Source organism: Mesorhizobium shonense, from assembly GCF_040545255.1.
In the GTDB taxonomy this organism is placed as follows: Bacteria; Pseudomonadota; Alphaproteobacteria; order Rhizobiales; family Rhizobiaceae; genus Mesorhizobium; species Mesorhizobium shonense.
Genome location: NZ_JBEPLM010000014.1, coordinates 35,292 through 58,356, shown reverse-complemented (window position 1 = coordinate 58,356; position 23,065 = coordinate 35,292). Strand labels below are relative to the sequence as shown.

Genomic DNA, 23,065 nt, shown 5'->3' with positions numbered 1-23,065 from the left:
TGGGAGAAGGTGGATCGGCGCTTAGCGCCAAGACGGATGAGGGGTGTTCCAGCGGAGTGAGACGTTGGTGTCTTCTGGAGCACCCCTCATCCGTCGCCTTCGGCGACACCTTCTCCCACAAGGGGAGAAGGGAAGATCCTACCAGTCGCCGATCGTCGCCTGCATCACCGCAAGGGCCGCCACAGCCGCCGTATCGGCGCGCAGGATACGCGGCCCGAGCGGGATGGCGGTGACGAAGGGCAGCGCCCTCAGCATTTTGCGCTCGTCGTCAGAAAATCCGCCCTCCGGCCCGACCAGCAGCGCGAGTTTTCTCTCACTTACCTTCTGCAAGGCCGGCAGCGGATTGTTGGTCGAGGCGTCTTCGTCGCAGAAGATCAGCCGCCGTTCCTTGTCCCAGCCGCCGAGCAGCCGCTCCAGTTTTTCGGCCTCTCGCACGTCCGGCACGGCCAGGATGCCGCATTGCTCGGCCGCCTCGACAACGTTGGCGCGCAGCCGCTCGATGCCGGGCTTTGCCACTTGTGTGTGCTGGGTGATGACCGGCTGCAGGATGCCTGCGCCCATCTCGACCGCCTTCTGCACCAGATAGTCGAGCCGGCCCTGCTTCAGCGGGGCGAAGTAATAGACGAGATCGGGCAGCGGCGGCTGCGGCCGCTGGAGCGAAAGCACCTTGAGCCGCACCGCCTTCTTGGATTTGCCGGCGATCGAAGCCGACCATTCGCCGTCGCGGCCGTTGAAGAGAAGAAGCTCCGCGCCTTCGCCGAGCCGCAGCACATGCGCGAGGTAATGGCTCTGCTGCTGTCCCGCCTCGAATTCGAGGCCCGGCCCAAGATCGTCCGGCACGAACAGTCGCTGCATTTTGTAATTGGCGCGCATCGCCGAGCAATGGGCGAGGCGCGGGATGGCGTCAAGTATCGGCGGAGGGATGCCAGACCGGCGCGTAGCCTTGCCCCAGCACTGAAACGCTCGTGGCAGGCGTGAGTAGCCGCAGAGACCGCCCCGCTAGGTGGTCGAAGACTATGGGATCGGCATAGCCTGCGAACGACCATTCGAATGCTTTGCCAGCGCGTAAAGCGTAGACGGTGTCGCCGTCAGCGACCATTGTTCCATCGGGCAAGCCACCGAACTCAGCGACGGACACGGCTGGCGGCCGCCCGCCCGAAGCCAGTCGTTCCTTATGCAGCCGCTTGTCGACCATCGGTGCGCGGGGCGCGGCAATGTCGAACGCCTCGCCGAAGCGCCGCACGAAATCGCTCGCCCGTTCGCGGCGGCAGAAGAAGCAGGGCCGGTGGCCGGCGGCCAGCGCCGTCACCTCGTCGAGGAAGAACAGTTCGGTCCAGCCCGCCTTTCCACCCAATTGGTCGTCACTTTGGCGGTTGCGACCCATCGGCTCGCGCCGCACGTTGCGAAACTCGCAGGCGCAGATGATCCAGGCCGACAAGGCCCAGCGCTTCCTCAGAAGCGTCTTCGTTGCGGGATCGTGGATGATGCCGCGATTGCCCATGAACAGGCCGCGCTCGGGCACGGCGTGGATGGCGCCGAACGGATCGACCCGGTTCTGCAGTGGCATAGCTTTCTCTCCGGCGCGCAGCTTGGCTGAAATAGAGGCGGCATGATATCGCTCGCCCCAGCATTTCCATGTCAGCAGGATTTCCGATGCGGGTGCTGGTGGTCCAGAACTACGACAATACCGGCCTCGGCCAGGTCGGCGCCGCGCTTGCCGAGGCCGGCGCCGAACTCGACCTGCGCCGCCCCTACCAGGGCGACCCGCTGCCGCGGGACGCGAACGGTCACGATGCCTTGGTGTTGCTGGGCGGCGGGCAGAATGCGCTGGACGACCATGACTATCCCTATTTTCCAGCATTGCTCGAACTGACGCGCGATTTCGCCGGCAAGGACCGGTCGGTGCTCGGCATCTGCCTGGGCGGCCAGCTCGTCGCCCGCGCCTTCGGGGCCGAGAACCATATCGGCAGGGCGGTTGAATTCGGCTGGCACGGCGTGTCGCTGACGGCGGAAGCCAAGGCCGATCCGGTGCTCGGCGCCTTGCCGGAAAAATTCCCGATCTTCCAATGGCACGACGATACGTTCGACCTGCCCGAAAAGGCCGTGCGGCTTGCCGGCAACGATGTCGCCCAGAACCAGGCCTTTCGCATCGGCCGCGCCGTCTACGGCTTCCAGTTCCATTTCGAGGCGGACCGCCCGCTGGTACGCGACTGGAGCACCTCCTTCGCAACGCTGATCGCCGATCGTCATCCCGACTGGGCCGGCAAGCTCGACGACGAGATGGCTCGCAACGGGCCCGATGCCGACGCCGCGGGGCTCGCCATTGCCCGCGCCTGGGTGGCGACGATCTGATCGTCTCGCCGACCGCTTCGCCAAGCGTGACATAATTGGCACGCGACGGCGGTTCCGCCTGGGGAAAACCTGCTTCGTCCTTGGCCTGTGCTCGCTCGCCATCCTAGAAGGCGCGCGCTCTGTATCGTCCGTGCAACCGCGATGAACCTCTTGTGTGATCCAAGCGACACACCGGCGATACAGAATCTGCCTAGAAGCGCGAAATCGTCGAAACATTGAGACGCATTTTATCGTTTCAACGCATTGGTAACCGCCTCGTGCACAGATGCAGAAAGCTCAACCAGAGATGACGTCCGTGAAAGCAGCGCTTTTGTCCTTTGTCATGCTGTCTGCCATAGTCGTGTGCGGCCTCGGCATTTATTCCGCCGACGCGGCCAACAATCATCAGGCCGTTGACGGCTACGGCGTCACCGCCGCGCTTCGCTAAGGCCTGATCCTTTCCGAGAAACGGAAAGCCGATCCCACAGTCGGGATCATGGCTAGAACGCTTTTCCCTGCACGGCCAGGATACGCTTGTCGCCGCCATTGATGGCCAGCGCGCTCAGCGTTCCCGATTGCCAGGCGAGCGTGTCGACATTGACGCGGTTGGCCATCACCTCGGCCTCCGGCACGGGTGTATGCCCGTGCACGATCACCTTCGGGTAAAGGCCGGGGTGATCGTGGAAGGCATCGCGGATCCAGATCAGATCTTGCGGGCTCTGGCTTTCGAGCGGAATGCCGGGCCTGACGCCGGCATGACAGAAGAAGAAATCGCCGAAGGCCGCCGAAAAGGACAGCGACTTCAGAAAGTCGATATGAGCTTGCGGCACCGCTTCGACCAATGCCGCGTGCCCGTGCGCCAGCACCTCGTCCGGCCTGCCGAACCAGCTGCTGCCTGTCGAAAGCTTCACGCCGTATGACGCCGCGGTCTGGACCCCGCCATAGCGCATGAACAGCCCGTCCGGGTCCGGACGGTCGAGAAAATCGAGGAAGCCGATGTCGTGGTTGCCGGCAAGCATCACGTTGCGCGGATCCCGTTCTCGGGCCTCGATCAGGAAATCGATGACGCTTTTGGAGTCCGGTCCGCGGTCGACATAGTCGCCAAGATGGATGACGCGCCAGTCGGACGATGACGAATATTCGAGTTCGCTCTCGATCCGGCGGTGCATGGCGGCGAGAAGATCGTGGCGGCCATGCACGTCGCCAATCGCATAGACCCGCAAGCCTTCCGGCCCGCGCGCGTCGAGATAGTGGATGCCGGTCTCGGTCAAGGCTTACGTCTTCCCGTGTCGATCATCACGGGAAACTAGGGCGGATCGGTGAATAAGGCCCTAGCGCCGCAGCTGGTCCTTGCCCATGTCGGTTACCAGACGCTTACCGCACAGCGCCAGCGTGATATCCATTTCCTTGCGGATGATCTCCAGCGCCTTGGTAACGCCCGCCTTGCCCATCGCGCCGAGGCCGTAGAGGAAGGGCCGGCCGATATAGGTGCCCTTGGCGCCGAGACAGAGGGCCTTGAGCACGTCCTGGCCAGAGCGGATGCCGCCATCCATATGCACCTCGATCCTGTCGCCGACCGCATCGGCGATCTCTTCCAGCACCGAGATCGACGACGCGGCGCCGTCGAGCTGCCGCCCACCATGGTTGGAGACGACGATCGCATCGGCGCCGGTCTCGGCCGCCATCAGCGCGTCCTCCTTGTCGAGAATGCCCTTCAGGATCAGCTTGCCGCCCCAGCGCTCCTTGATCCAGGCGACGTCCTTCCACGACAGCTGCGGGTCGAACTGCTCCGTCGTCCAGGACGACAGCGAAGAGACGTCGCCGACGCCCTTGGCGTGGCCGACGATGTTGCGGAAGGTGCGGCGCTTAGTGCCGGCAATGCCCAGGCACCAGCGCGGCTTGCTGGCCAGGTCGATGATGTTGGCGAGCGTCATCTTGGGCGGCGCCGACAGCCCGTTGCGGATATCCTTGTGGCGCTGGCCGAGGATCTGCAAATCGAGTGTCAGCACCAGCGCCGAGCATTTCGCGGCCTTCGCCCTGTCGATCAGGTTGAAGACGAAATCCTTGTCGCGCAGCACGTAAAGCTGGAACCAGAACGGCTTCTTGGTCACCGAGGCGACGTCCTCGATCGAGCAGATGCTCATCGTCGACAGCGTGAACGGCACGCCGAACTCTTCCGCGGCCTGCGCCGCCAGCATCTCGCCATCGGCATGCTGCATGCCGGTCAGTCCGGTCGGGGCCAGCGCCACCGGCATCGCCACTTTCTGGCCGATCATGGTCGATTCCAGCGAGCGGTTGCTCATGTCGACCAGAACGCGCTGGCGGAATTTGATCTTGCCGAAATCCTCCTCGTTGGCCCTGTAGGTGCTCTCTGTCCACGCGCCGGAATCGGCGTAGTCGAAGAACATCTTCGGCACCTTGCGGCGCGCCAGATCCTTGAGGTCGGCGATGGTGAGGATTTCGCTCATGGTGGTCCCCGCTGATCGATGCTTAGGAGCGTTTGCGTGTGGGTTCGATGTCGCCGGCTTCCGAGCGCTGCCTTAGCCTCAGCCGTGAGACACGCTGCCAGTCGCCACTGCGCTCGGCTTCCGCCATGGAGCGCTCGACATAGGTGATGTGGTCCATCGCCGCCTTGCGCGCCGCGATCGGGTCTGCGGCCTTGATCGCGGCGTGGATGGCCCGGTGCTGCTGAAGCAGCGCCTCGCGGGCGCCGGGAACGGTGAACACCAGGAGCCGGTTCTGGAACACACCCTCGGAGAGCAGCCGGTAGCAGGAGCGCAGCGTGTGCAAAAGGATGATGTTGTGCGCGCATTCGCAGACCGCGTGATGGAACTCGACGTCGATTTCCGCTTCGTCGTCGAAATCGCCGGTCCGGTGCGCCTCGTCCATGCGCGCCATGATGCGGTCGAGCAGCGCCAGATCCTCCGGCGTCGCGCGCCGCGCCGCATATTCGGCCGCCACCGCCTCGATCTCACGCCGGTATTCCAGATAGTCGGTCACCGCCTTGCGGTGCGTGGAGATGAGATCGGTCACCGGCCTGGTGAAAAGCTGGCCGATGACGTCGGCGACATGCGTGCCGCCGCCTGGCCTGGTCGTCAGCAGCCCGCGTCCCTCCAGCGCTTTCAGCGCATCGCGCAGGATCGGCCGCGACACGTCGAACTGGCGCGCCAGCTCGCGCTCGCCCGGCAGCCGGTCGCCGGTGCGCAGCACGCCTTCGAGGATCAGGTTCTCGATCTGCTGCACCACCTCGTCGGCGGTGCGCGAATGCTCGATCCTGGAGAAGATATCGCTCAACGGAGGGGTGCCTGGGAACGGGGACGGATGTCGCGCAGATTAAAGCCTCTGTCGCCAACTGGTCAAATTATTTATCCAATTCGCCGGATCCGGTCGGTTCCAGCGCGGCGCCCTTGCATCGGCGGCTGCTAAAATTTGCTGTTTACGTGCCTTGCCGATTGCCGCAGGGAGAACGCCATTGCACGAAGGGTGGTCGAAACCAGGGGGACCAGACGTGTCGGACGAGACGTCCAATCTCGAATTCCAGTCGCGCGCCCAGGGCAGTGTCATGGGCTTTCCGGCGCATGAGGGCCGCCCCGGCGCATTGGGCGAAGTCCATGCGCGGCCGCATCCGCTCGTCGAGAAGCCGCGCGTGCTCATCCAGCTTTCCTTCATGACCGAGGGCGGCTCCGGCGTCGACCATGCCGTGCTGTCGGAACTGTCGCGGCGCCTTGGCATTGCGGTCCCCGAGCGTTACGCCCGCCATCACGCCATGAAGTGGGGCAAGGGCACGCTGCGCTGGGAACGGCATACGGAATTTTCCACCTATCTGTGGGAGGGGCCGCTTGCCGAAAACGGCCGCGGCCAGGAGGATTCTCCCTTCGGCAATGGCTTTTCGCCGCCGGGAACCGTGATTTCCGGAATCCGGCTCGAAATACGCAAATGGACGCAGGCGAGCGAGAAGCTGATCGCCGATTTCGATCCGACCAGCCTTTGTTATTCGCTGGTCGAGCGCGGTGCCGCGGCCATCGTCACCGACTTCCGCCAGGATGGCGATGGCCTGACCCGCATGCTGGTGCTTGACCGCGGCCTGACGCCGGCCAGCACCGGTGCCCTCTCGCAGCGGCTGATCGACATCGAGACCTACCGGACGCTTGCCATGCTTGGCCTGCCGTTGGCGCTGACGCTGTCCGGCCGCGCCCGCCGCATCGAGGACCGGCTGGCGCAGACGACGCTGGAAATGAAGGCGGCCGAGACCCGCGACAGCCAGACGCTGCTCGCCGACCTCACCGGGCTCGCCGCCGAACTCGAGGCCGATGCCGCCTCCAGCCTCTACCGTTTCGGCGCCAGCCGCGCCTATGACGGCATCGTCACCGAGAGGCTAGGGGCGCTGGAGGAGGAGCCGGTGCAAGGCTACGACACCTGGGCTGGCTTCCTGCAGCGGCGCATGGCGCCGGCCATGCGCACCTGCCGCTCGGTCGAGGAGCGGCAGGCCAACCTGTCGCGAAAACTCACCCGCGCCACCACTTTGCTGCGCACCTGGGTCGATGTCGACGTCGAGAAGCAGAACCGCGACCTGCTCGCCTCGATGAACAACCGCGCCCGGCTGCAACTGCGCCTGCAGCAGACCGTCGAAGGCCTCTCGGTCGCCGCCGTCTCCTACTATGTCGTCGGCCTCATCGGCTATGTCGCCAAGGGCGCCTCGGTCTTCGGCCATGCCTTTGCGCCGGAAATCGTCACCGCGGCCTCCGTGCCGGTCGCCATCCTGCTCGTCTGGTGGGGCGTGCGCCGCGTGCGGCGCATGCACTCCGAGCCGGCAAAGTACCCCGGCGAATAAAGCAATCTCCCCCCTTGAGGGGGAGATGGCCGGCAGCCCAGAGGGGGTCGTCTCACATAGAGCGCCGACGCTTGCGGGGCTACGGGAAGCTGGCGCTTCACGCGCGGCGACCCCCTCTGTCGCCTTCGGCGACATCTCCCCCTCGAGGGGGGAGAAAGCCAGCGGCAGATTGCCGCTGCGGAACCCTGGCCATCGTTCGCCAGCCCATTCCGACCAAAGCAGCGTTTGCAAGGATTGGCCCTAGCTGGTAAAAGATTTTGACCAGTCAAGCCAGATGAGGCTGCCCATGTCCGGCCTTGCCATGCCTAAGCCAGACGCCGAGACGATGCGCCGGCGCGCCGAGATCGTCGCCGACATGCGCATCATCGTGCCGGGCGAGGGCGTCGTCGATGCGGCCAACGAAATGCGCGCCTTCGAAACCGACGGCCTCACCGCTTACCGGCAATCGCCGCTGGTCGTGGTGCTGCCGGAAACTGTGGCGCAGGTCTCGCGCGTTTTGAAGTATTGCAACGAGCGCAACATCCGAGTCGTGCCGCGCGGCTCCGGCACCTCGCTCTCCGGCGGCGCGCTGCCGCTCGAGGATGCCGTGCTGCTGGTGATGAGCCGCTTCAACCGCATCCTCGCAATCGACTATCCCAACCGCGTCGTCGTCGCCCAGCCGGGCGTCACCAATCTCGGCATCACCACCGCCGTCGAGCAGGAGGGTTTCTATTACGCCCCCGATCCATCCTCCCAGATCGCCTGCTCGATCGGCGGCAATGTCGCGGAGAATTCCGGCGGCGTGCACTGCCTGAAATACGGGCTCACCGCCAACAACGTGCTCGGCATCGAGATGGTGCTGATGAATGGCGAGGTGGTGCGGCTCGGCGGCAGCCATCTCGACCAGGCGGGTTATGACCTGCTCGGCGTCATGACCGGCTCCGAAGGCCTGCTCGGCGTCGTCAGCGAGGTGACGGTCCGCATCCTGAAGAAGCCGGAGACGGCGCGCGCGCTGCTGATCGGCTTTCCGACCAGCGAACAGGGCGGCCAGTGCGTCGCCGACATCATCGGCGCCGGCATCATCCCGGGCGGCATGGAGATGATGGACCGGCCGGCGATCCACGCCGCGGAAGATTTCGTCCATGCGGGCTACCCACTCGACGTCGAGGCGCTGCTCATCGTCGAGCTCGACGGGCCTAGCGTCGAGGTCGACCACCTGATCGGCCTCGTCGAGGCGATCGCCTACAGGAACGGCTCGACCACCTGCCGCATCTCGCAATCGGAAGAGGAGCGGCTGAGTTTTTGGGCCGGTCGCAAGGCGGCGTTCCCGGCGGTCGGCCGCATCTCGCCCGACTATTACTGCATGGATGGCACCATCCCGCGCAAGGAACTGCCGCGCGTGCTTGCCGGCATGCGCGGCCTTTCCGAGAAATACGGGCTCGGCGTCGCCAATGTCTTCCACGCCGGCGACGGCAATCTGCATCCGCTGATCCTCTACGACGCCAACGTGCCGGGCGAGCTCGACAAGGCGGAGAACTTCGGCGCCGACATCCTGCGGCTTTGCGTCGAGGTCGGCGGCGTGCTCACCGGCGAGCATGGCGTCGGCATCGAGAAGCGCGACCTGATGCCCGAAATGTTCAACCAGATCGACCTCGACCAGCAGATGCGCGTCAAATGCGCCTTCGACCCCAACCATCTGCTCAACCCCGGAAAAGTCTTCCCGCAGCTTCGCCGCTGCGCCGAGCTGGGGCGCATGCATGTGCACCGCGGGCAGGTGGCGTTTCCGGACATTCCGAGGTTTTGAGTGGATACGCTGGCGCTTGAACACCCCCCTCTGTCCTGCCGGACATCTCCCCCGCAAGGGGGGAGATTGGCAGCTTTGGCGCCCCGCCTTCCCGCCAACGCCGGAGATTGGCGAAAGCCGCGAGGACGTCCAATCTCCCCCCTTGCGGGGGAGATGTCCGGCAGGACACAGGGGGGTGTGAAGGAACGCGACCTATTACCTCTCCCCCGCCTTGCGGGGGCGAGGAAAGGCGCTTACCCATGACCACCTTCACCCCGTCCACTTCCGCCGAAGTCCTCTCCACCATCCAATGGGCGGCAGCGGAGGAATCGCCGCTCGAAATCCTCGGCCATGGCTCCAAGCGTGGCATCGGCCGCCCGCTGCAGACCGAGCACACGCTCGACCTGTCCAAGCTTACCGGCGTCACGCTCTACGAGCCGGCCGAGCTGGTGCTTTCGGCAAAGGCCGGCACGCCGCTCGCCGAAATCGAAAAGCTGCTTGCCGAGAACGGCCAGCAATTCGCATTCGAGCCGATGGACTATGGTCCGCTGCTCGGCGGCGAGCCGGGCAGGGGCACCATCGGCGGGGTGCTTGCCTCGAACCTGTCCGGTCCGCGGCGTCTCAAGGCGGGGGCCGCGCGCGACCATATCCTCGGCATCGCCGCCGTCTCGGGCCGCGGCGAGGCCTTCAAGTCGGGCGGCCGCGTCGTCAAGAACGTCACCGGCTACGATCTCTCCAAGCTGATGGCGGGGAGTTGGGGCACGCTTGCGGTGCTCACCGACGTCACCTTCAAGGTCGTGCCCGCGGCCGAGACCGAGGTGAGTTTGGCCATCCGCGGCCTGCTCGACGATGCCGCCGTCGCCGCCATGGCGCTGGCGCTTGGCTCCAGCGCCGAAGTGTCGAGCGCGGCGCATCTGCCGGAGCGGATCGCCGCGCGCGTCGCGGCCGGCCACCTCGGCAGCGATGCCGCGACGCTGCTGCGCGTCGAAGGCTTTGGACCGTCGGTCGTCTATCGTATCGAGGCGTTGAAGCAGCTGCTCGCCAAGGCCGGACCGCTGCAAGAAATCGCCGGCGAAGCGTCGAAAACCATTTGGCGCGACATCCGCGATTGCGCGCCTTTCGCCGATAGTGGCGCAAGGCCGGTCTGGCGCGTCTCGATGGCGCCGTCTGAGGCGCATCACATGGTGATGGCGCTGCGCATGCAGGCGGCAGTCGACGCGTTCTACGACTGGCAGGGCGGGCTGGTGTGGCTGTCGATGCGAGAGGACGACCCGGAGGCCGAACTGCTGCGCGGGCTGATCCGCAAATACGGCGGCGGCCATGCGACGCTGGTGCGTGCCTCGGCTCCGCATTGCGCAGCGCTTCCTGTTTTCGAGCCGCAGCCGCCCCATCTTGCGGCGCTGTCGGCGCGGCTCAAGGCCGAGTTCGACCCGAAGCACATTCTCAACCCCGGCCGCATGGCGCAGGGTTCCGGCTCTGCTACTCTTCCTCGATCAATGGAGGGAGCAGATCTATGAGCAATACCAATCCAGGCCCGGACACCGGGGCGCGCCAGACCGACCGCTGGCTCGAGCCGGGTCAGACCAACGCGCTGGTCATCTACATTCTTTACCTCGCCAGCCTTGTCATCGGCGTGACCGGCATTATCGGAATCGTGCTCGCCTACATCAATCGCGGCAAGGCGGGCGGCTTTGTCGAAAGCCACTATACATTCTTGATCAGGACGTTCTGGATCGGCCTCCTCTATGCGCTGATCTCCGTCGTCCTGATGATGCTCGCGATCGGCTTCCTGCTGATGTTCGCGGTTGCTGTCTGGTTCATCGTCCGCTGCATCCTCGGGCTGCAGGCGCTGCAGCGCGGCGAGCCGGTCAAGGACCCGCAAAGCTGGCTTCTCGGACAATAGGACATTTTTCGTGCAGACCAATTTCACAGCCGCGCAGCTTACAGATCCGCATGTCGCGGAATCGGAGAAGATCCTGCGCAAATGCGTGCATTGCGGCTTCTGCACCGCCACCTGTCCAACCTATGTGACATTGGGCAACGAGCTCGATTCCCCGCGCGGCCGCATTTATCTCATCAAGGACATGCTGGAGAACGGCCGCCCGGCCGACAAGGAGATCGTCACCCATATCGACCGGTGTCTCTCCTGCCTTGCCTGCATGACGACATGCCCCTCGGGCGTGAATTACATGCATCTGGTCGATCATGCCCGCGCTCATATCGAGGAGACCTACAGGCGGCCGTTGCTCGACCGGCTGACGCGCGCCGCGCTGGCTTTCGTGCTGCCCTATCCAAGCCGCTTCCGCGCCGCGCTGAGGCTTGCCGGGCTCGGCCGGCCCTTCATCGGCCTGTTCGAAAAATTGCCGGCGCTGAAACCGGTCGCCGCCATGCTGAAGCTCGCGCCGTCCTCGATCCCGCCGGCATCGCCGATGGCTTCGCCCGGCGTGCATGCCGGGCAGGGCGCCAAGCGCGGTCGTGTCGCCATTCTTACCGGCTGCGCGCAATCGGTACTCGATCCGGCCATCAACGAGGCGACTATCTCCTTGCTGACAAGGCTGGGCGTCGAGGTCGTGGTGCCGGAAGGCGAGGGCTGCTGCGGCGCGCTGGTCCATCATATGGGTCGCGAGGATCAGGCCCTTGTGTCGGCCAGGCGCAATGTCGACGCCTGGACGCGCGCCGTCGACCAGGGCGAGCTCGACGCCATCATCATCACCGCATCGGGCTGCGGCACCACGATCAAGGACTACGGCTTCATGCTGCGCCTCGATCCGGCCTATGCGGAAAAGGCGGCGCGGGTCTCCACGCTGGCCAAGGACATCTCCGAATATCTCGCTGGGCTCGATCTGCCCGAGCCGGTGCGCAAGCCGGGCACGATCGTCGCCTATCACTCCGCGTGCTCGATGCAGCACGGCCAGAAGATCACCCGTCAGCCGAAGGAGCTTCTCGCCAGGGCGGGCTTCGTCGTGCGCGAGCCGCGGGAGGGGCATCTCTGCTGCGGCTCGGCCGGCACCTACAATATCCTGCAGTCCGAGATTTCGGCAAAACTGCGCGACCGCAAGGTCCGGAATATCGAGGCGACGGGTGCTTCAGTTGTCGCCACCGGCAATATCGGCTGCATCACCCAGATCGCGTCCGCCGCCAGCCTGCCGGTAGTGCATACGATCAAGCTGCTCGACTGGGCCTATGGCGGCCCGAAGCCGGAAGGCGTTGCCGACAGCGGTTTGATCGCTGCGGAGTGAACTTCGCCGCTGGCAGCCCCCTCATCCGGCCGCTTCGCGGCCACCTTCTCCCCGAGGGGAGAAGAGGTTGGCGCCGGCGCCGACAATCTCCTCTCCCCCCGGGGAGAGGTCAGCCGAGCGAAGCGGAGGCTGGGTGAGGGGGCGTGCCGCGCTACTCCGCCGCGAGCTGGTCCGGCACGCCGTAGGTCGCGCGGTAGAGCGCGCGCTGGCGGTTGAGCGCCACCATCGTGTTGCGCAGCAGGATCGCGACCGTCAGCGGGCCGACGCCGCCCGGCACCGGCGTGATCCAGGAAGCGACCTCCTTGACGCTTTCGGTGTCGACGTCGCCGACGATACGGCTTTCGCCGTCCGGTCCGATCTCCGAATTGATGCCGATGTCGATAACGCAGGCTCCCGGCTTCACCATGTCGGCCTTGATCAGGCGCGGCTTGCCGACGGCGACGAACAGCGCGTCGGCGCGCCGTGCGTGCGCCGCGACAGAACGCGTCATGTGATGGCAGACCGTCACCGTCGCGCCTTCGCTCATCAAAAGGAAGGCGATCGGCTTGCCGACGATCTCGGAATGGCCGACGACGACCACTTCGAGGCCCTTGAGGTCGAGGCCGGTCTCCTTGAGCAGCTCGACCGAGGCGGCCGCCGTGCAGGGCGCCAGATCGAGCTGGTTGTAGACGATGTTGCCGATCGAGGCCGGGTGCATGCCCTCGACATCCTTCAGCGGATGCACCGCCGCCTGCAGCGTCTTAATCGGGATATGCGTCGGCACCGGCCGCTGGATGATGATGCCGGTGACGCGCGGGTCGGCGTTGAGGCCGTGGATAGCGGCCTCCAGCTCACCCGCTGTGATGTCGGCGGCAAAACGCCGTTCCTCGAAGCCGATGCCGGCAAGCCCGGCCTTGGCGCGCTGGTTGCGAACATAGACATCGACCGCGTCGGTATCGCCGACGGTGATCGATACCAGCTTCGGCGAAAAACCTTCGGCCGTGGCGATTGCCGCGTCTTCGCGCACCGAAGCGATGATGCGCTGCGCGACCGGGCCACCCTTGAGGTAGCGGCTGTCGTCGGACCGGGACATGGCTGGGACCTTTGGCATGGGAATTGTGCGCCGCAATAGCAGAGCATGGCCCGGAAATCAGCCCTGAAAACGAAAACACCGTGCTTCCGGGGCGACCTGTCGCAGTCGTGACGACCAGATCGCACCTGGGTGACGACCAACTCGCACCTTGGTGACGACCAGGTCGCACCTGCATGAAAGCGAAAAGGGCAGCGCGGTCTCCCGTGCTGCCCTTTCGTGACTGGCCGTATCCCCACACGGCCCGTCCCCCGTTAACTCATTGCCAGTCTAAGCACGTCTCCCAAAAGCGCGCTATGGCTTGAGGGCAACAGTATGCGCCAAAACAGCTTGGCGCTGCCTAACCGACTGATTCGCATTCACTATATCACCTCGACGGTCGTTCCGACATTCACACGCTCGTAAAGATCGACAACGTCCTCGTTGCGCATGCGGATGCAGCCGGAAGACACCGCGCCGCCGATCGTCCATGGCTGGTTGGTGCCGTGGATGCGGTATTCGGTGGTGCCGAGATAGAGAGCGCGCGCGCCGAGCGGGTTCTCGATGCCGCCGGCAAGGTAGGTGGGCAGGTAGCGGCCCTTGGCCGCCTCGCGGGCGATCATCGCCGCCGGCGGGCGCCAGTCCGGCCACACCTTCTTGTCGGTGATCTTGTGCGTGCCCGACCACTCGAAGCCGGGCTTGCCGGTGCCGACGCCGTAGCGCCGCGCCTTGCCGTTCTTTTCGACCAGAAAGAGAAAGTTCTGGTGGGTATCGATGACGATGGTGCCCGGCTTCTGCGGGCCGTCATAGGCGACTTCCTGCGGCAAGTAGAGCGGGTTCATCTGCGGCCGCATCACCATGCGTTTGGCAGGCCGCTGCACGGCCGCTGTGCGCTGCCGGTCGGGCTGCGCCTGGAAAAGCCGCCGCAGCGGCTGCTGTGTCGTTGCCTGACGGCTCGGGCGCACGATGCCCGGCGCGTGGCCGAGCTGCAGCACCCAGGGCGCCGAAAGATCGGGGCTCACCATCACCGGCGGTCTGTCGGCATAACGGTCATTGGCGAAAGAGGTCGTCGCGCCGGCGGCAAGAACCGCCGCCGCGCCAAGCAGGGAACAAAACGCTGTCTTCATCGGAACGCACCTTGATCGTCGAACTCGTGCCGAGGGCGGGGAAGGAGCCCTCGGATTTCGCGATCCTTGGCGCGGAGCGGCAAGCAAAACGTGAATCGGAATGCGTAAAATGCCGACTTGTCAGTAAACATTTCGGTGTGGTTACCGGCCGGTTCAGGAATCTGGTAAAGCCACGGTAAAACGGGTGCTGAAGCGCATTAACGAACGGATTTGTGGCGATGGGACAAGAAAATGCCGGCCTGCTAGACGGCCCCGACGGTATCGCGCGCTGCTTCTGGCACGGCAATCTGCCGGACTATCTCCACTATCACGATCAGGAATGGGGCCGGCCGGTGGCGGACGATCGCCGGCTGTTCGAAAAAATCTGCCTGGAAGGTTTCCAATCAGGCCTCTCCTGGCTGACCATCCTGCGCAAGCGCGAGAATTTCCGCGAGGCTTTCGCCAATTTCGACTTCGACAAGGTGGCTACCTTCACCGACAAGGACGTCGAACGCCTGCTCGGCAATGCCGGCATCATCCGCCATCGCGGCAAGATCGTCTCGACCATCAACAATGCCAGGCGCGCCCGCGAAATGGTCGATGAATTCGGCTCGCTGGCGGCGTGGTTCTGGAAATTCGAGCCTGGCTCCGACGAACGGCCGGAAATCGTCGACCTCGCCCATCTGCGCGCCAATCCGACGACGGCGGTCTCGGTCAGGATATCGAAGGAATTGAAGAAGCGCGGCTGGAGCTTCGTCGGCCCGACCACCGTCTACGCTTTCATGCAGGCGATGGGGCTGGTCAACGACCATCTCGAAGGCTGTGCATGCCGGGCGGAGGTGGAGAAGGAAAGGGAGACGTTCAAGCGGCCGAAGTAGCGTCACCTCTACCTCCCCCTTGTGGGGAGGTCGCGCCGAAGGCGCGGGTGGGGGTAATAGGGTCTCTTTGCGACCCCCACCCCGACGCTGCGCGTCGACCGTCCCCTCAAGGGGGAGGGTAGGGAAAACTCAGACGCCGCCGGCGCCGGCCAGGAACAGCCCGGCAATGATGGCCGCCACGGCCGCGAAGGCGGGGTAGATCACCAGCAACCCGGTCACCAGCGCGTCGCGCACCGTCGGCTTGCGCGCTTCCGCCGCAACCTCGAACGGCCCGGCTGGCTGTTACGCCTGCTTCGGCGCGAAACTGTCGGCAGGCCGCAGCCTGGCGGCTGGCTTACCGCTCTCGATGATGTCTTGCGCCGTGGTCATAACCCCGAACCCCTTGTTTCGGCGCGCTTTATGGCCTTCGATTGTGTCTGCAGCATGCCGCGCCGATGGCGGAATTGTTTCGAAGGCGCGACCTTTCCTTCTCCCCTTGTGGGCCCACAAGGGGAGAAGGGAAGGGGCGCTAACCCTTGCCGCCCAACGCTGTATCGTCTAGGACACGCCCGCTCGAAAAAGTCAGCGTTTACTTAGCGAAAAGACCCCAACCATGGCCGACAAATCGGAAAAGACGAAAGCGCGATTGCCGCGCGGTTTTGCCGACCGCAGCGCCGAAGACATCCGCGCCGTCGAGAAGATGATGGCGACCATCCGGTCGGTCTATGAGCTTTATGGCTTCGAGCCGGTCGACCAGCCGATGATCGAATACACCGACGCGCTGGGAAAATTCCTGCCCGACCAGGACCGGCCGAATGAGGGCGTCTTCTCCTTCCAGGACGACGACGACCAGTGGCTGTCGCTGCGCTACGACCTGACCGCGCCGACGGCGCGTTTCGTTGCCGAGAATTACGACCGTCTGCCGAAGCCCTATCGCAGCTACCGCTCCGGCTGGGTGTTCCGCAATGAGAAGCCCGGCCCCGGCCGCTTCCGCCAGTTCATGCAGTTCGACGCCGACACGATCGGCACGCCGGGCGTCGCGGCGGACGCTGAAATGGCGATGATGATGGCCGACGTGATGGAGGCGCTCGGCATCAAACGCGGCGACTACGTCATCCGCGTCAACAACCGCAAGGTGCTGGACGGCGTGCTGGAGGCGATCGGCCTCGGCGGCGATCAGAACGCCGGCCGCCGTCTGACCGTGCTGCGCGCCATCGACAAGCTGGACAAGCTCGGGCCCGAAGGGGTGAGGCTCCTGCTTGGCCCGGGACGATGGGATGGCGGCAAGGAAGGCGAAGGCGATTTCGCAAAGGGCGCCGCGCTGAATGACGCACAGGCCGAAGCGGTTCTTCTCGCAACGGCAAGGAACGGACAGGCTGGCCAGGATTCCAGCGTCGGCGCCAACTCTGTGTATCAGGAGGGCGTCGGCGAACTTGCAACGATTGAAGCTCTGGTCAGGGCTGCAGGATATGGCGAGGACCGCGTTGCGATGGACCGTTCCGTCGTCCGCGGCCTCGAATATTACACCGGCCCGGTCTTCGAGGCCGAGCTTCTGACCGAGATCCCCAACGAGGACGGCCAGATCGTACGCTTCGGCTCGGTCGGCGGCGGCGGCCGCTATGACGGGCTGGTCTCGCGCTTCCGCGGTGAGCCAGTGCCGGCGACCGGTTTTTCGATCGGCGTCTCCCGGCTGATGACGGCGCTGAAGAATCTCGGCAAGCTCGACACCTCGGACGTGATTGCTCCGGTCGTCGTTCTCGTCATGGACAAGGATACGGAAAGCCTAGGCCGCTACCAGAAGATGGTCGCCGACCTGCGCGCCGCCGGCATCCGCTCCGAAATGTATCTCGGCGGCGCCGGCATGAAGGCGCAGTTGAAATACGCCGACCGCCGCGGCAGCCCGATCGCCATCATCCAGGGCGGCGACGAGCGCGCCAAGGGCGAGGTGCAGATCAAGGACCTGATCGAAGGCGCCCGCATGTCGGCCGAAATCACCGACAACGCCGAATGGCGCGCCGCAAGGCCGGCGCAGGTGACGGTGGCGGAGGGTGAACTGGTTGGCGAGGTGAAGAAGATCCTGGCGGCGCAGGCGGCCGATCGCGCGAAGGGTGGCGCTTGAGCACCCCCCTCTGTCCTGCCGGACATCTCCCCCTCACGGGGGGAGATTGGATGTCGCGTATGCTTTCGCCAATCGCCGACGTTGCACAACAAGCGCCGCCGGCAGAGCTGCCAATCTCCTCCCTTGAGGGGGAGATGGCCGGCAGGCCAGAGGGGGGTGCCTCGCGCCCAGCCTATCAATGACCTCCCGCTACCCCGCCATCGCCGCCGACATCGTAAAACTCTTCGCCGCGCGCGACACCCACGCCGTCGAAGTCGCCGTGCTGCAGCCGGCCGATCCGTTCCTCGACATGGCCGGCGAAGACCTGCGCCGCCGCATCTTCCTCACCGAAAGCGAGATCGGCAAGACGCTGTGCCTCAGACCGGAATTCACCATTCCTGTCTGCCTCGACCATATCGCCAGCCAAGCCGGCACGCCGCGCCGCTACTCCTATCTCGGCGAAGTGTTCCGCCAGCGCCGCGAGGGCGGCAACGAGTTCTTCCAGGCCGGCATCGAGGATCTCGGCGACCGCGATATCGCAGCGGCCGATGCCCGCTCGCTGGCCGACGCCCATGCTCTGCTCTCGTTGGTGCTGCCTGGACAGCCGCTCGCCATCACGCTCGGCGACCAGACCCTGTTCGAGGCAGTGCTGGCCGCACTCGGCCTGCCGCGCGGCTGGCGCATGCGCCTCGCCCGCGCCTTCGGCTCGGTGGCGATGCTGGAGGCGGCTCTTGCCGACCTCGCCAACCCGCCGCGCAACAGCCAGCTCTCGGGTCCGGTGGCCACGCTGGTGCTCGATGGCGATGCGGAAGCTCTTGCCGAGCATATCGCCGCCGGCATGGAGGAGGCCGGGCTGTCTGCTTCATCCGGCCGCTCGCCGGCCGATATCGCGCGGCGGCTGATCGAGAAGGCGCAACTGCGCAGCGTCCGGCTGTCCGACGAAGCGTTCTCGGCGCTGAAAGGCTTTCTCGAGATCGACGTCGCGCTGGGTGGCGCGACCGCAGCACTCGAAAAATTCGCCGCCGATGCCGGCCTGTCGCTGGGCGCCGCGCTGGAGAATTTCGCCGCCCGCGCCGAGGCGATCGAAGCGCATGGCCTGCCGGTCGAAAAGATCCGCTATGACGCCGCCTTCGGCCGCCCGCTCGACTATTACACCGGCTTGGTCTTCGAGATCGCGGCCGAAAACGCTGACCGGCCGCTGGTCGGCGGCGGCCGCTACGATCGGCTGCTGACGCTGCTCGGTGCCAAGAAGCCGATCCCCGGCGTCGGCTTCTCGGTCTGGCTCGACCGCATCGAAGCCTTGCGGGAGGGCGCGAAATGATCACGCTGGCAATCCCGTCGAAAGGCCGTCTCAAGGAGCAGTCGCTGGAAGTCCTGGCCAAGGCCGGCCTCGCGGTCACGCTGCCGCAGGACGACCGCAAATACCGCGCACGCATCGACGGGCTCGACAATGTCGAAGTGGCCTTCCTCTCGGCTTCCGAGATTGCCGGCGAGATCGGCCAAGGCGCGGTCGATCTCGGCATCACCGGCGAGGACCTGCTGCGCGAGAACCTTGCCGACTGGGAAGCGCGCGCCGAGATCGTCGCCCGCCTCGGCTTTGGCCATGCCGATGTCGTGGTGGCGGTGCCCGACATCTGGCTCGACGTCGACACCATGACCGATCTCGACGATGTCGCCGCCGATTTCCGCCAGCGTCACGGCCGGCGGCTCAGGATCGCCACCAAATACTGGCGGCTGACGCAGCAGTTTTTCTCGCTGAAGCACGGCATCCAGGTCTACCGCATCGTCGAAAGCCTCGGCGCCACCGAAGGCGCGCCGGCGGCCGGCCTGGCGGACGTCATCGTCGACATCACCACCACCGGCTCGACGCTGCGCGCCAACCACCTCAAGGTGCTGGGCGACGGCGTGATCCTGAAGTCACAGGCCTGCCTGGTGGCATCCAGGAAGAGACGAGATGTGGCGGACGAAGCCGTCTTGCGCGATATTGCGGCGAAGATGAGCGCCCTCCCTCTCCCCTGAGGGGAGGGTGGACAGCCGCCGAAGGCGGATGGACGGGAGGGGTCGCCGCGGCAGTACTCAACCTCAACTGAACTCACCGGCCTCGACCGTAACCAAAAGAGTCGAGCGTTTCGCCGAGGACCCCTCCCGGCCCTACGGGCCACCCTCCCCTCGAGGGGGAGGGGGACCTTTGGCGGATTTCCACCACCGCCATCGGCTGATAGGCTGGCTCATCCCGGGAGGAGACGGCGATGGCGATCAAACTCGACGAGCTCATGAACGCCACCAATCTGCGGGGGCGCGGAGGCACCTTCATTGCTCCGGTGGACGGCAGGGCGCATGTCTCGGGCGACCGCTCGGTGCCCTTGCTCGACAAGACCATTCCGGAACTGTTTTCCGACACGGTGAGCAAATACGCCACGCTCGACGCCGCCATCTTCGTCGGCCAGGACAAGCGCTTCACCTGGAGCGAGCTGTCGGACGCGGTCGACGCTTTGGCCGCCGGCTTCCTGGCGCTGGGTCTGGAGAAGAGCGACCGCGTCGGCATCTGGTCGCCGAACCGTTGGGAATGGCTGGTGACGCAATTCGCCACCGCGCGCATTGGCCTGATCCTGGTCAACATCAACCCGGCCTATCGGCTGACCGAGCTGGAATATGCGCTGAACAAAGTCGCTTGCCGGGCACTGGTCACGGCGGTCCAGTTCAAGACCTCCGACTATCTCGGCATGATCGAGACGCTGGCGCCGGAGATCGCCACCGCCGAGCCCGGCAAGCTCAAGGCGAAAAAGCTGCCGGCGCTGAAGATCGTTATCCGCATGGGCGACGACAATTCGCCCGGCATGTTCAATTTCGGCGATGTGCTCGCCATGGCCGGCCGCGACGAGCACGACAGCCTCGACCGCATATCGGAGGGGCTGAAGCCGGGTGAGGCCATCAACATCCAGTTCACCTCCGGCACGACCGGCGCGCCGAAAGGTGCGACGCTCACCCACGCGAACATCGTCAACAACGGCAATTTCGTCACCTCGGCGATCAGGCTTACCGTCGACGACCGGCTCTGCATCCCAGTGCCGCTCTACCACTGCTTCGGCATGTCGATGGGCACGATGGGCTGCGTCACCAAGGGCGCGACCATGGTCTTCCCGGGCGAAGGTTTTGACGCCGGCGCGACGCTCAAGGCGATCGCGCAGGAGCGCTGCACCGGCGTTTATGGCGTGCCGACCATGTTCGTCGCCATGCTCGACCATGCCGATTTCTCGACCTTTGATCTTTCGAGCCTGCGCACCGGCATCATGGCCGGCTCGCCATGCCCGATCGAGGTGATGAAGAAGGTCGTTTCGCTGATGAATATGTCGGAGGTCACCATCGCCTATGGCATGACCGAGACCAGCCCTGTCTCCTTCCAGAGCAGCGTCGACGATCCGCTGGAAAAGCGCGTTTCCACCGTCGGCCGCATCCATCCGCATGTCGAGGTGAAGGCGATCGGCGCCGATGGCGCGACCGTCGCGGTCGCCGAGCCGGGCGAGCTCTGCACGCGCGGCTATTCGGTGATGAAGGGCTATTGGGACGACGCGGAGAAGACGCGCGAGGCGGTCGACGCCGACGGCTGGATGCATACCGGCGACCTCGCAACAATAGACGCCGAAGGCTATTGCAACATTGTCGGCCGGGTGAAGGACATGGTCATCCGTGGTGGCGAGAATGTCTATCCGCGCGAGGTCGAGGAATTCCTCTACCGTCATCCGAAGGTCAAGGAAGTGCAGGTCTTCGGCATACCCGACGACAAATATGGCGAGGAGCTCTGCGCCTGGATCGTGCTGAAACCCGGCCAGATCGCCACCGCTGACGAGATCAAGGCCTTCTGCGCTGGCCAGATCGCGCACTACAAGGTGCCGCGCTATATCCGCTTCCGCACCGAATTGCCGATGACGGTGACCGGCAAGCCGCAGAAATTCCTGATGCGGGAGGCGATGGTCGAGGAACTGGGACTGGTAGCGCAGAAGACGGCATGAGGGTCTGCCCGGCAATACGCCTTACGGATGAGCCGACGTCAGGGCTAACGGACAGAAAACGGACTGCGTTCTAGCTACAAATGATGTATTCCGCGGTCCGGCCTGCTCGTCTAGGCTTGGTACCCCAAAAATCAATAATGATGGTCGGCGAGCTTTGTGCTCGTGCGAGGTCGTTGGTTTTGGGGGGCAAAGGACGTGAAAGCCGCGTTGAGACCGCTGAAAAGAAGCCGCGCTGAAATCGCTGCGGCATAGCGTTTCTGCGAGGGACATATTTTTTACATTTTGAGATTTTTTTTACATTTTGTGATTTGCGCGATACCGCTAACGGGGCTCTGGTGGATCCAGGCCTTTCTGGCTTCAGGCGTTTGGGCGAAAAGGGACGGGGGTGTGAAAGGGGGCCAAGCATGGCCTATACAAATACCATTGTCTTGACCGGTGACTATGGCTACCGCCAATATAAAGCATCCGGTCTGCCCGCCGACACCCTTATCGATGCCACCAACGCCTCGTGGATCGTCGCCAATCAGGGAAGCCCCACCAACCTCTATCCCTTCGCGGTCGTCAACCCCGGCGACAACCTCCTGGCTTTGGGCGGCACGATCAACGGCACGGTTTCCCAAACCGGCGACTGGGAGGACATTTACGTCAACTCCGCCGCAGTCCGTATAAATTCAGCCCACAGCTTTGCCATCGACGACTGGACGATCACCCAGCCCTGGGATGGCATCCGTGTCGGCGGCACCGGCACCTTCCTCATCGAAGATTCCTATGTCGGCAACTCACGAGACGACGCGGTCGAGGACGACGACGTGATCGGCGGCACCATCCGGGATTCCCTGTTCGACCACGTGTTTTCCGGAGTGAGCCTTGGCGACGGTGACGTGGATGGGTCTGACAACACGGTCACCATGGATGGCATGCTTTTAGGCATGGGAGAGTACCTTCGCAAAGGCGTGGTGACCCACGGTTCGCCATTCAAACTCGACAATGGCACAGGCTCTAACGATGTCGTGCCCAGCCTGCACTTTATCGACTGCGTGGTGGCGATCACCGACGTTCACCACAACGGCCAGGAGCGGCTGCAGCATGCCTGGGACAAGACGGTCGAGTCGCACGGCAATTACTATCTCAACCTCTCTGACACGCCGCTGCCGTCGGATTATCCAGTGCCGCCCGCCGGCTGGACGGTGCTTCAAGGCCAGGCGGCCCGCGATTATTGGGCCAACGCCAAGGCGGCCTGGCATGCAGCCCATGACGGGACCGACCCGACACCGTCACCTCCGACCCCGCCGACCGACCCGATCCCGCCGACCGACCCGACCCAAGGAACGACCGGGAACGATACATTTGTCGGCACTGGCGCGGCCGATACCTATGATGCCCTGGCTGGCAACGACTCACTGCGGGGCGAGGGTGGCAACGACGTGCTGACCGGTGGCAGGGGCGAGGACACCTTCGTGTTCGACACGGCCTATGGCCCCGGCAATGTCGACACACTCACCGACTTCGACGCGGAACATGACGCGCTCTATCTCGACAATGCCGTCTTCACCAAGCTCGGCTCCGGTTCCTGGTCCAGCCCGACGCAGGTGAACTCGGGGTATTTCGAGTTGCGAGAACACGCCGAACACAGCAACGATCACCTGCTCTACAACCGGGCCACGGGCGTTCTGTACTATGATCCCGACGGCTCGAAATCGACCCCCCAGGTGGAAATCGCCCACCTGGAGCCCGGGGCGGCCCTGACCTATCACGACGTGTTCGTCGTTTGATCGATCATGCG

General features: G+C 64.7%; 20 protein-coding genes. 13 read left to right on the top strand and 7 right to left on the bottom strand.

From position 1 onward, the window contains the following. Positions 1-138 precede the first annotated feature (138 nt). Positions 139-873 (bottom strand): 16S rRNA (uracil(1498)-N(3))-methyltransferase, encoded by a 735-nt coding sequence (locus ABID26_RS28265; protein ID WP_292371963.1) that lies wholly within the window; start codon positions 871-873, stop codon positions 139-141. Positions 874-904: 31 nt separating this feature from the next. Continuing rightward, positions 905-1,567, bottom strand: coding sequence for a hypothetical protein (locus tag ABID26_RS28260; protein WP_292302151.1), 663 nt, complete (start codon positions 1,565-1,567; stop codon positions 905-907). An 86-nt stretch (positions 1,568-1,653) separates the two neighbouring features. On the opposite strand from ABID26_RS28260, the gene ABID26_RS28255 reads away from it, so the two are divergent. Both ABID26_RS28255 and ABID26_RS28250 read left to right on the top strand, forming a co-directional pair. Next, the gene (locus tag ABID26_RS28255; RefSeq protein ID WP_292371961.1) at positions 1,654-2,352 is read left to right on the top strand and encodes a type 1 glutamine amidotransferase; all 699 of its coding nucleotides are present in this window, start codon (positions 1,654-1,656) and stop codon (positions 2,350-2,352) included. 295 nt (positions 2,353-2,647) lie between these two features. After that, complete coding sequence (locus ABID26_RS28250; RefSeq protein WP_275955501.1) at positions 2,648-2,779, top strand: hypothetical protein; 132 nt, start codon at positions 2,648-2,650, stop codon at positions 2,777-2,779. Positions 2,780-2,831: 52 nt separating this feature from the next. On the opposite strand, the gene ABID26_RS28245 is transcribed toward ABID26_RS28250, so the two are convergent. Genes ABID26_RS28245 through ABID26_RS28235 form a run of 3 tightly spaced genes read right to left on the bottom strand, consistent with a single transcriptional unit; the run spans position 2,832 to position 5,625 of the window. Next, a complete protein-coding gene (locus ABID26_RS28245) occupies positions 2,832-3,602 on the bottom strand; it encodes a metallophosphoesterase (protein WP_126101926.1) in 771 nt (256 codons plus the stop codon). Positions 3,603-3,662: 60 nt separating this feature from the next. Then, positions 3,663-4,799, bottom strand: a complete 1,137-nt coding sequence (locus ABID26_RS28240; protein WP_292302145.1) for an alpha-hydroxy acid oxidase — start codon at positions 4,797-4,799, stop codon at positions 3,663-3,665. Positions 4,800-4,821: 22 nt separating this feature from the next. After that, positions 4,822-5,625, bottom strand: a complete 804-nt coding sequence (locus ABID26_RS28235) for an FCD domain-containing protein (protein WP_292302143.1) — start codon at positions 5,623-5,625, stop codon at positions 4,822-4,824. Between the two features lie 214 nt (positions 5,626-5,839). Here ABID26_RS28235 and ABID26_RS28230 point away from each other — a divergent pair, with 214 nt between their 5' ends. From ABID26_RS28230 to glcF, 5 genes are all read left to right on the top strand, one after another. Continuing rightward, complete coding sequence (locus tag ABID26_RS28230) at positions 5,840-7,162, top strand: DUF3422 family protein (RefSeq protein WP_292371960.1); 1,323 nt, start codon at positions 5,840-5,842, stop codon at positions 7,160-7,162. A 286-nt stretch (positions 7,163-7,448) separates the two neighbouring features. Further along, the gene (locus tag ABID26_RS28225; RefSeq protein ID WP_292371959.1) at positions 7,449-8,945 is read left to right on the top strand and encodes an FAD-linked oxidase C-terminal domain-containing protein; all 1,497 of its coding nucleotides are present in this window, start codon (positions 7,449-7,451) and stop codon (positions 8,943-8,945) included. Between the two features lie 239 nt (positions 8,946-9,184). Further along, positions 9,185-10,441, top strand: coding sequence for a glycolate oxidase subunit GlcE (gene glcE, locus ABID26_RS28220; RefSeq protein ID WP_292371958.1), 1,257 nt, complete (start codon positions 9,185-9,187; stop codon positions 10,439-10,441). Continuing rightward, positions 10,438-10,827, top strand: a complete 390-nt coding sequence (locus ABID26_RS28215; RefSeq protein WP_292371956.1) for a DUF4870 family protein — start codon at positions 10,438-10,440, stop codon at positions 10,825-10,827. The genes glcE and ABID26_RS28215 overlap by 4 nt, the downstream gene beginning before the upstream one ends. A gap of 10 nt (positions 10,828-10,837) precedes the next feature. Next, entirely contained in the window at positions 10,838-12,163 is a 1,326-nt protein-coding gene (glcF, locus tag ABID26_RS28210) for a glycolate oxidase subunit GlcF (RefSeq protein ID WP_292371954.1), read from the top strand. 151 nt (positions 12,164-12,314) lie between these two features. Here the strand turns inward: glcF and ABID26_RS28205 are convergent, their stop codons facing one another. Together ABID26_RS28205 and ABID26_RS28200 are read right to left on the bottom strand one after the other, a co-directional pair. Next, the gene (locus ABID26_RS28205) at positions 12,315-13,235 is read right to left on the bottom strand and encodes a bifunctional 5,10-methylenetetrahydrofolate dehydrogenase/5,10-methenyltetrahydrofolate cyclohydrolase (RefSeq protein WP_292371952.1); all 921 of its coding nucleotides are present in this window, start codon (positions 13,233-13,235) and stop codon (positions 12,315-12,317) included. 359 nt (positions 13,236-13,594) lie between these two features. Then, entirely contained in the window at positions 13,595-14,338 is a 744-nt protein-coding gene (locus tag ABID26_RS28200; protein ID WP_354417188.1) for a L,D-transpeptidase, read from the bottom strand. A 218-nt stretch (positions 14,339-14,556) separates the two neighbouring features. On the opposite strand from ABID26_RS28200, the gene ABID26_RS28195 reads away from it, so the two are divergent. The 6 genes from ABID26_RS28195 (at position 14,557) to ABID26_RS28170 (ending at position 23,054) form a co-directional block, all read left to right on the top strand. Beyond that, positions 14,557-15,195 (top strand): DNA-3-methyladenine glycosylase I, encoded by a 639-nt coding sequence (locus ABID26_RS28195; protein ID WP_292368978.1) that lies wholly within the window; start codon positions 14,557-14,559, stop codon positions 15,193-15,195. Positions 15,196-15,787: 592 nt separating this feature from the next. After that, on the top strand, positions 15,788-17,293 hold the full coding sequence (gene hisS / locus ABID26_RS28190; protein ID WP_292371948.1) for a histidine--tRNA ligase: 1,506 nt from the start codon (positions 15,788-15,790) through the stop codon (positions 17,291-17,293). Positions 17,294-17,471: 178 nt separating this feature from the next. After that, a complete protein-coding gene (locus ABID26_RS28185; RefSeq protein WP_292371946.1) occupies positions 17,472-18,593 on the top strand; it encodes an ATP phosphoribosyltransferase regulatory subunit in 1,122 nt (373 codons plus the stop codon). Then, positions 18,590-19,291 carry an ATP phosphoribosyltransferase gene (gene hisG / locus ABID26_RS28180; protein ID WP_292371944.1) on the top strand — a complete coding sequence of 234 codons (702 nt, stop codon included), beginning with the start codon at positions 18,590-18,592 and terminating at the stop codon, positions 19,289-19,291. Before ABID26_RS28185 ends, hisG begins: the two co-directional genes overlap by 4 nt. A gap of 230 nt (positions 19,292-19,521) precedes the next feature. After that, the gene (locus tag ABID26_RS28175) at positions 19,522-21,282 is read left to right on the top strand and encodes an AMP-binding protein (protein WP_292371942.1); all 1,761 of its coding nucleotides are present in this window, start codon (positions 19,522-19,524) and stop codon (positions 21,280-21,282) included. 404 nt (positions 21,283-21,686) lie between these two features. Then, positions 21,687-23,054: a calcium-binding protein gene (locus ABID26_RS28170; RefSeq protein ID WP_292371940.1), complete on the top strand. Its 1,368-nt coding sequence runs from the start codon at positions 21,687-21,689 to the stop codon at positions 23,052-23,054. The last annotated feature ends 11 nt before the right edge of the window (positions 23,055-23,065 follow it).

Coding starts and splice junctions, on each gene's coding strand:
- ABID26_RS28170 (WP_292371940.1), top strand. CDS start 21,687: ATGGCCTATACAAATACCATTGTCTTGACCGGTGACTATGGCTACCGC.
- ABID26_RS28240 (WP_292302145.1), bottom strand. CDS start 4,799: ATGAGCGAAATCCTCACCATCGCCGACCTCAAGGATCTGGCGCGCCGC.
- ABID26_RS28225 (WP_292371959.1), top strand. CDS start 7,449: ATGTCCGGCCTTGCCATGCCTAAGCCAGACGCCGAGACGATGCGCCGG.
- ABID26_RS28265 (WP_292371963.1), bottom strand. CDS start 873: ATGCGCGCCAATTACAAAATGCAGCGACTGTTCGTGCCGGACGATCTT.
- hisS (WP_292371948.1), top strand. CDS start 15,788: ATGGCCGACAAATCGGAAAAGACGAAAGCGCGATTGCCGCGCGGTTTT.
- ABID26_RS28185 (WP_292371946.1), top strand. CDS start 17,472: ATGACCTCCCGCTACCCCGCCATCGCCGCCGACATCGTAAAACTCTTC.
- ABID26_RS28205 (WP_292371952.1), bottom strand. CDS start 13,235: ATGTCCCGGTCCGACGACAGCCGCTACCTCAAGGGTGGCCCGGTCGCG.
- ABID26_RS28255 (WP_292371961.1), top strand. CDS start 1,654: ATGCGGGTGCTGGTGGTCCAGAACTACGACAATACCGGCCTCGGCCAG.
- ABID26_RS28200 (WP_354417188.1), bottom strand. CDS start 14,338: ATGAAGACAGCGTTTTGTTCCCTGCTTGGCGCGGCGGCGGTTCTTGCC.
- ABID26_RS28260 (WP_292302151.1), bottom strand. CDS start 1,567: ATGCCACTGCAGAACCGGGTCGATCCGTTCGGCGCCATCCACGCCGTG.
- ABID26_RS28215 (WP_292371956.1), top strand. CDS start 10,438: ATGAGCAATACCAATCCAGGCCCGGACACCGGGGCGCGCCAGACCGAC.
- glcE (WP_292371958.1), top strand. CDS start 9,185: ATGACCACCTTCACCCCGTCCACTTCCGCCGAAGTCCTCTCCACCATC.
- ABID26_RS28175 (WP_292371942.1), top strand. CDS start 19,522: ATGGCGATCAAACTCGACGAGCTCATGAACGCCACCAATCTGCGGGGG.
- ABID26_RS28195 (WP_292368978.1), top strand. CDS start 14,557: ATGGGACAAGAAAATGCCGGCCTGCTAGACGGCCCCGACGGTATCGCG.
- hisG (WP_292371944.1), top strand. CDS start 18,590: ATGATCACGCTGGCAATCCCGTCGAAAGGCCGTCTCAAGGAGCAGTCG.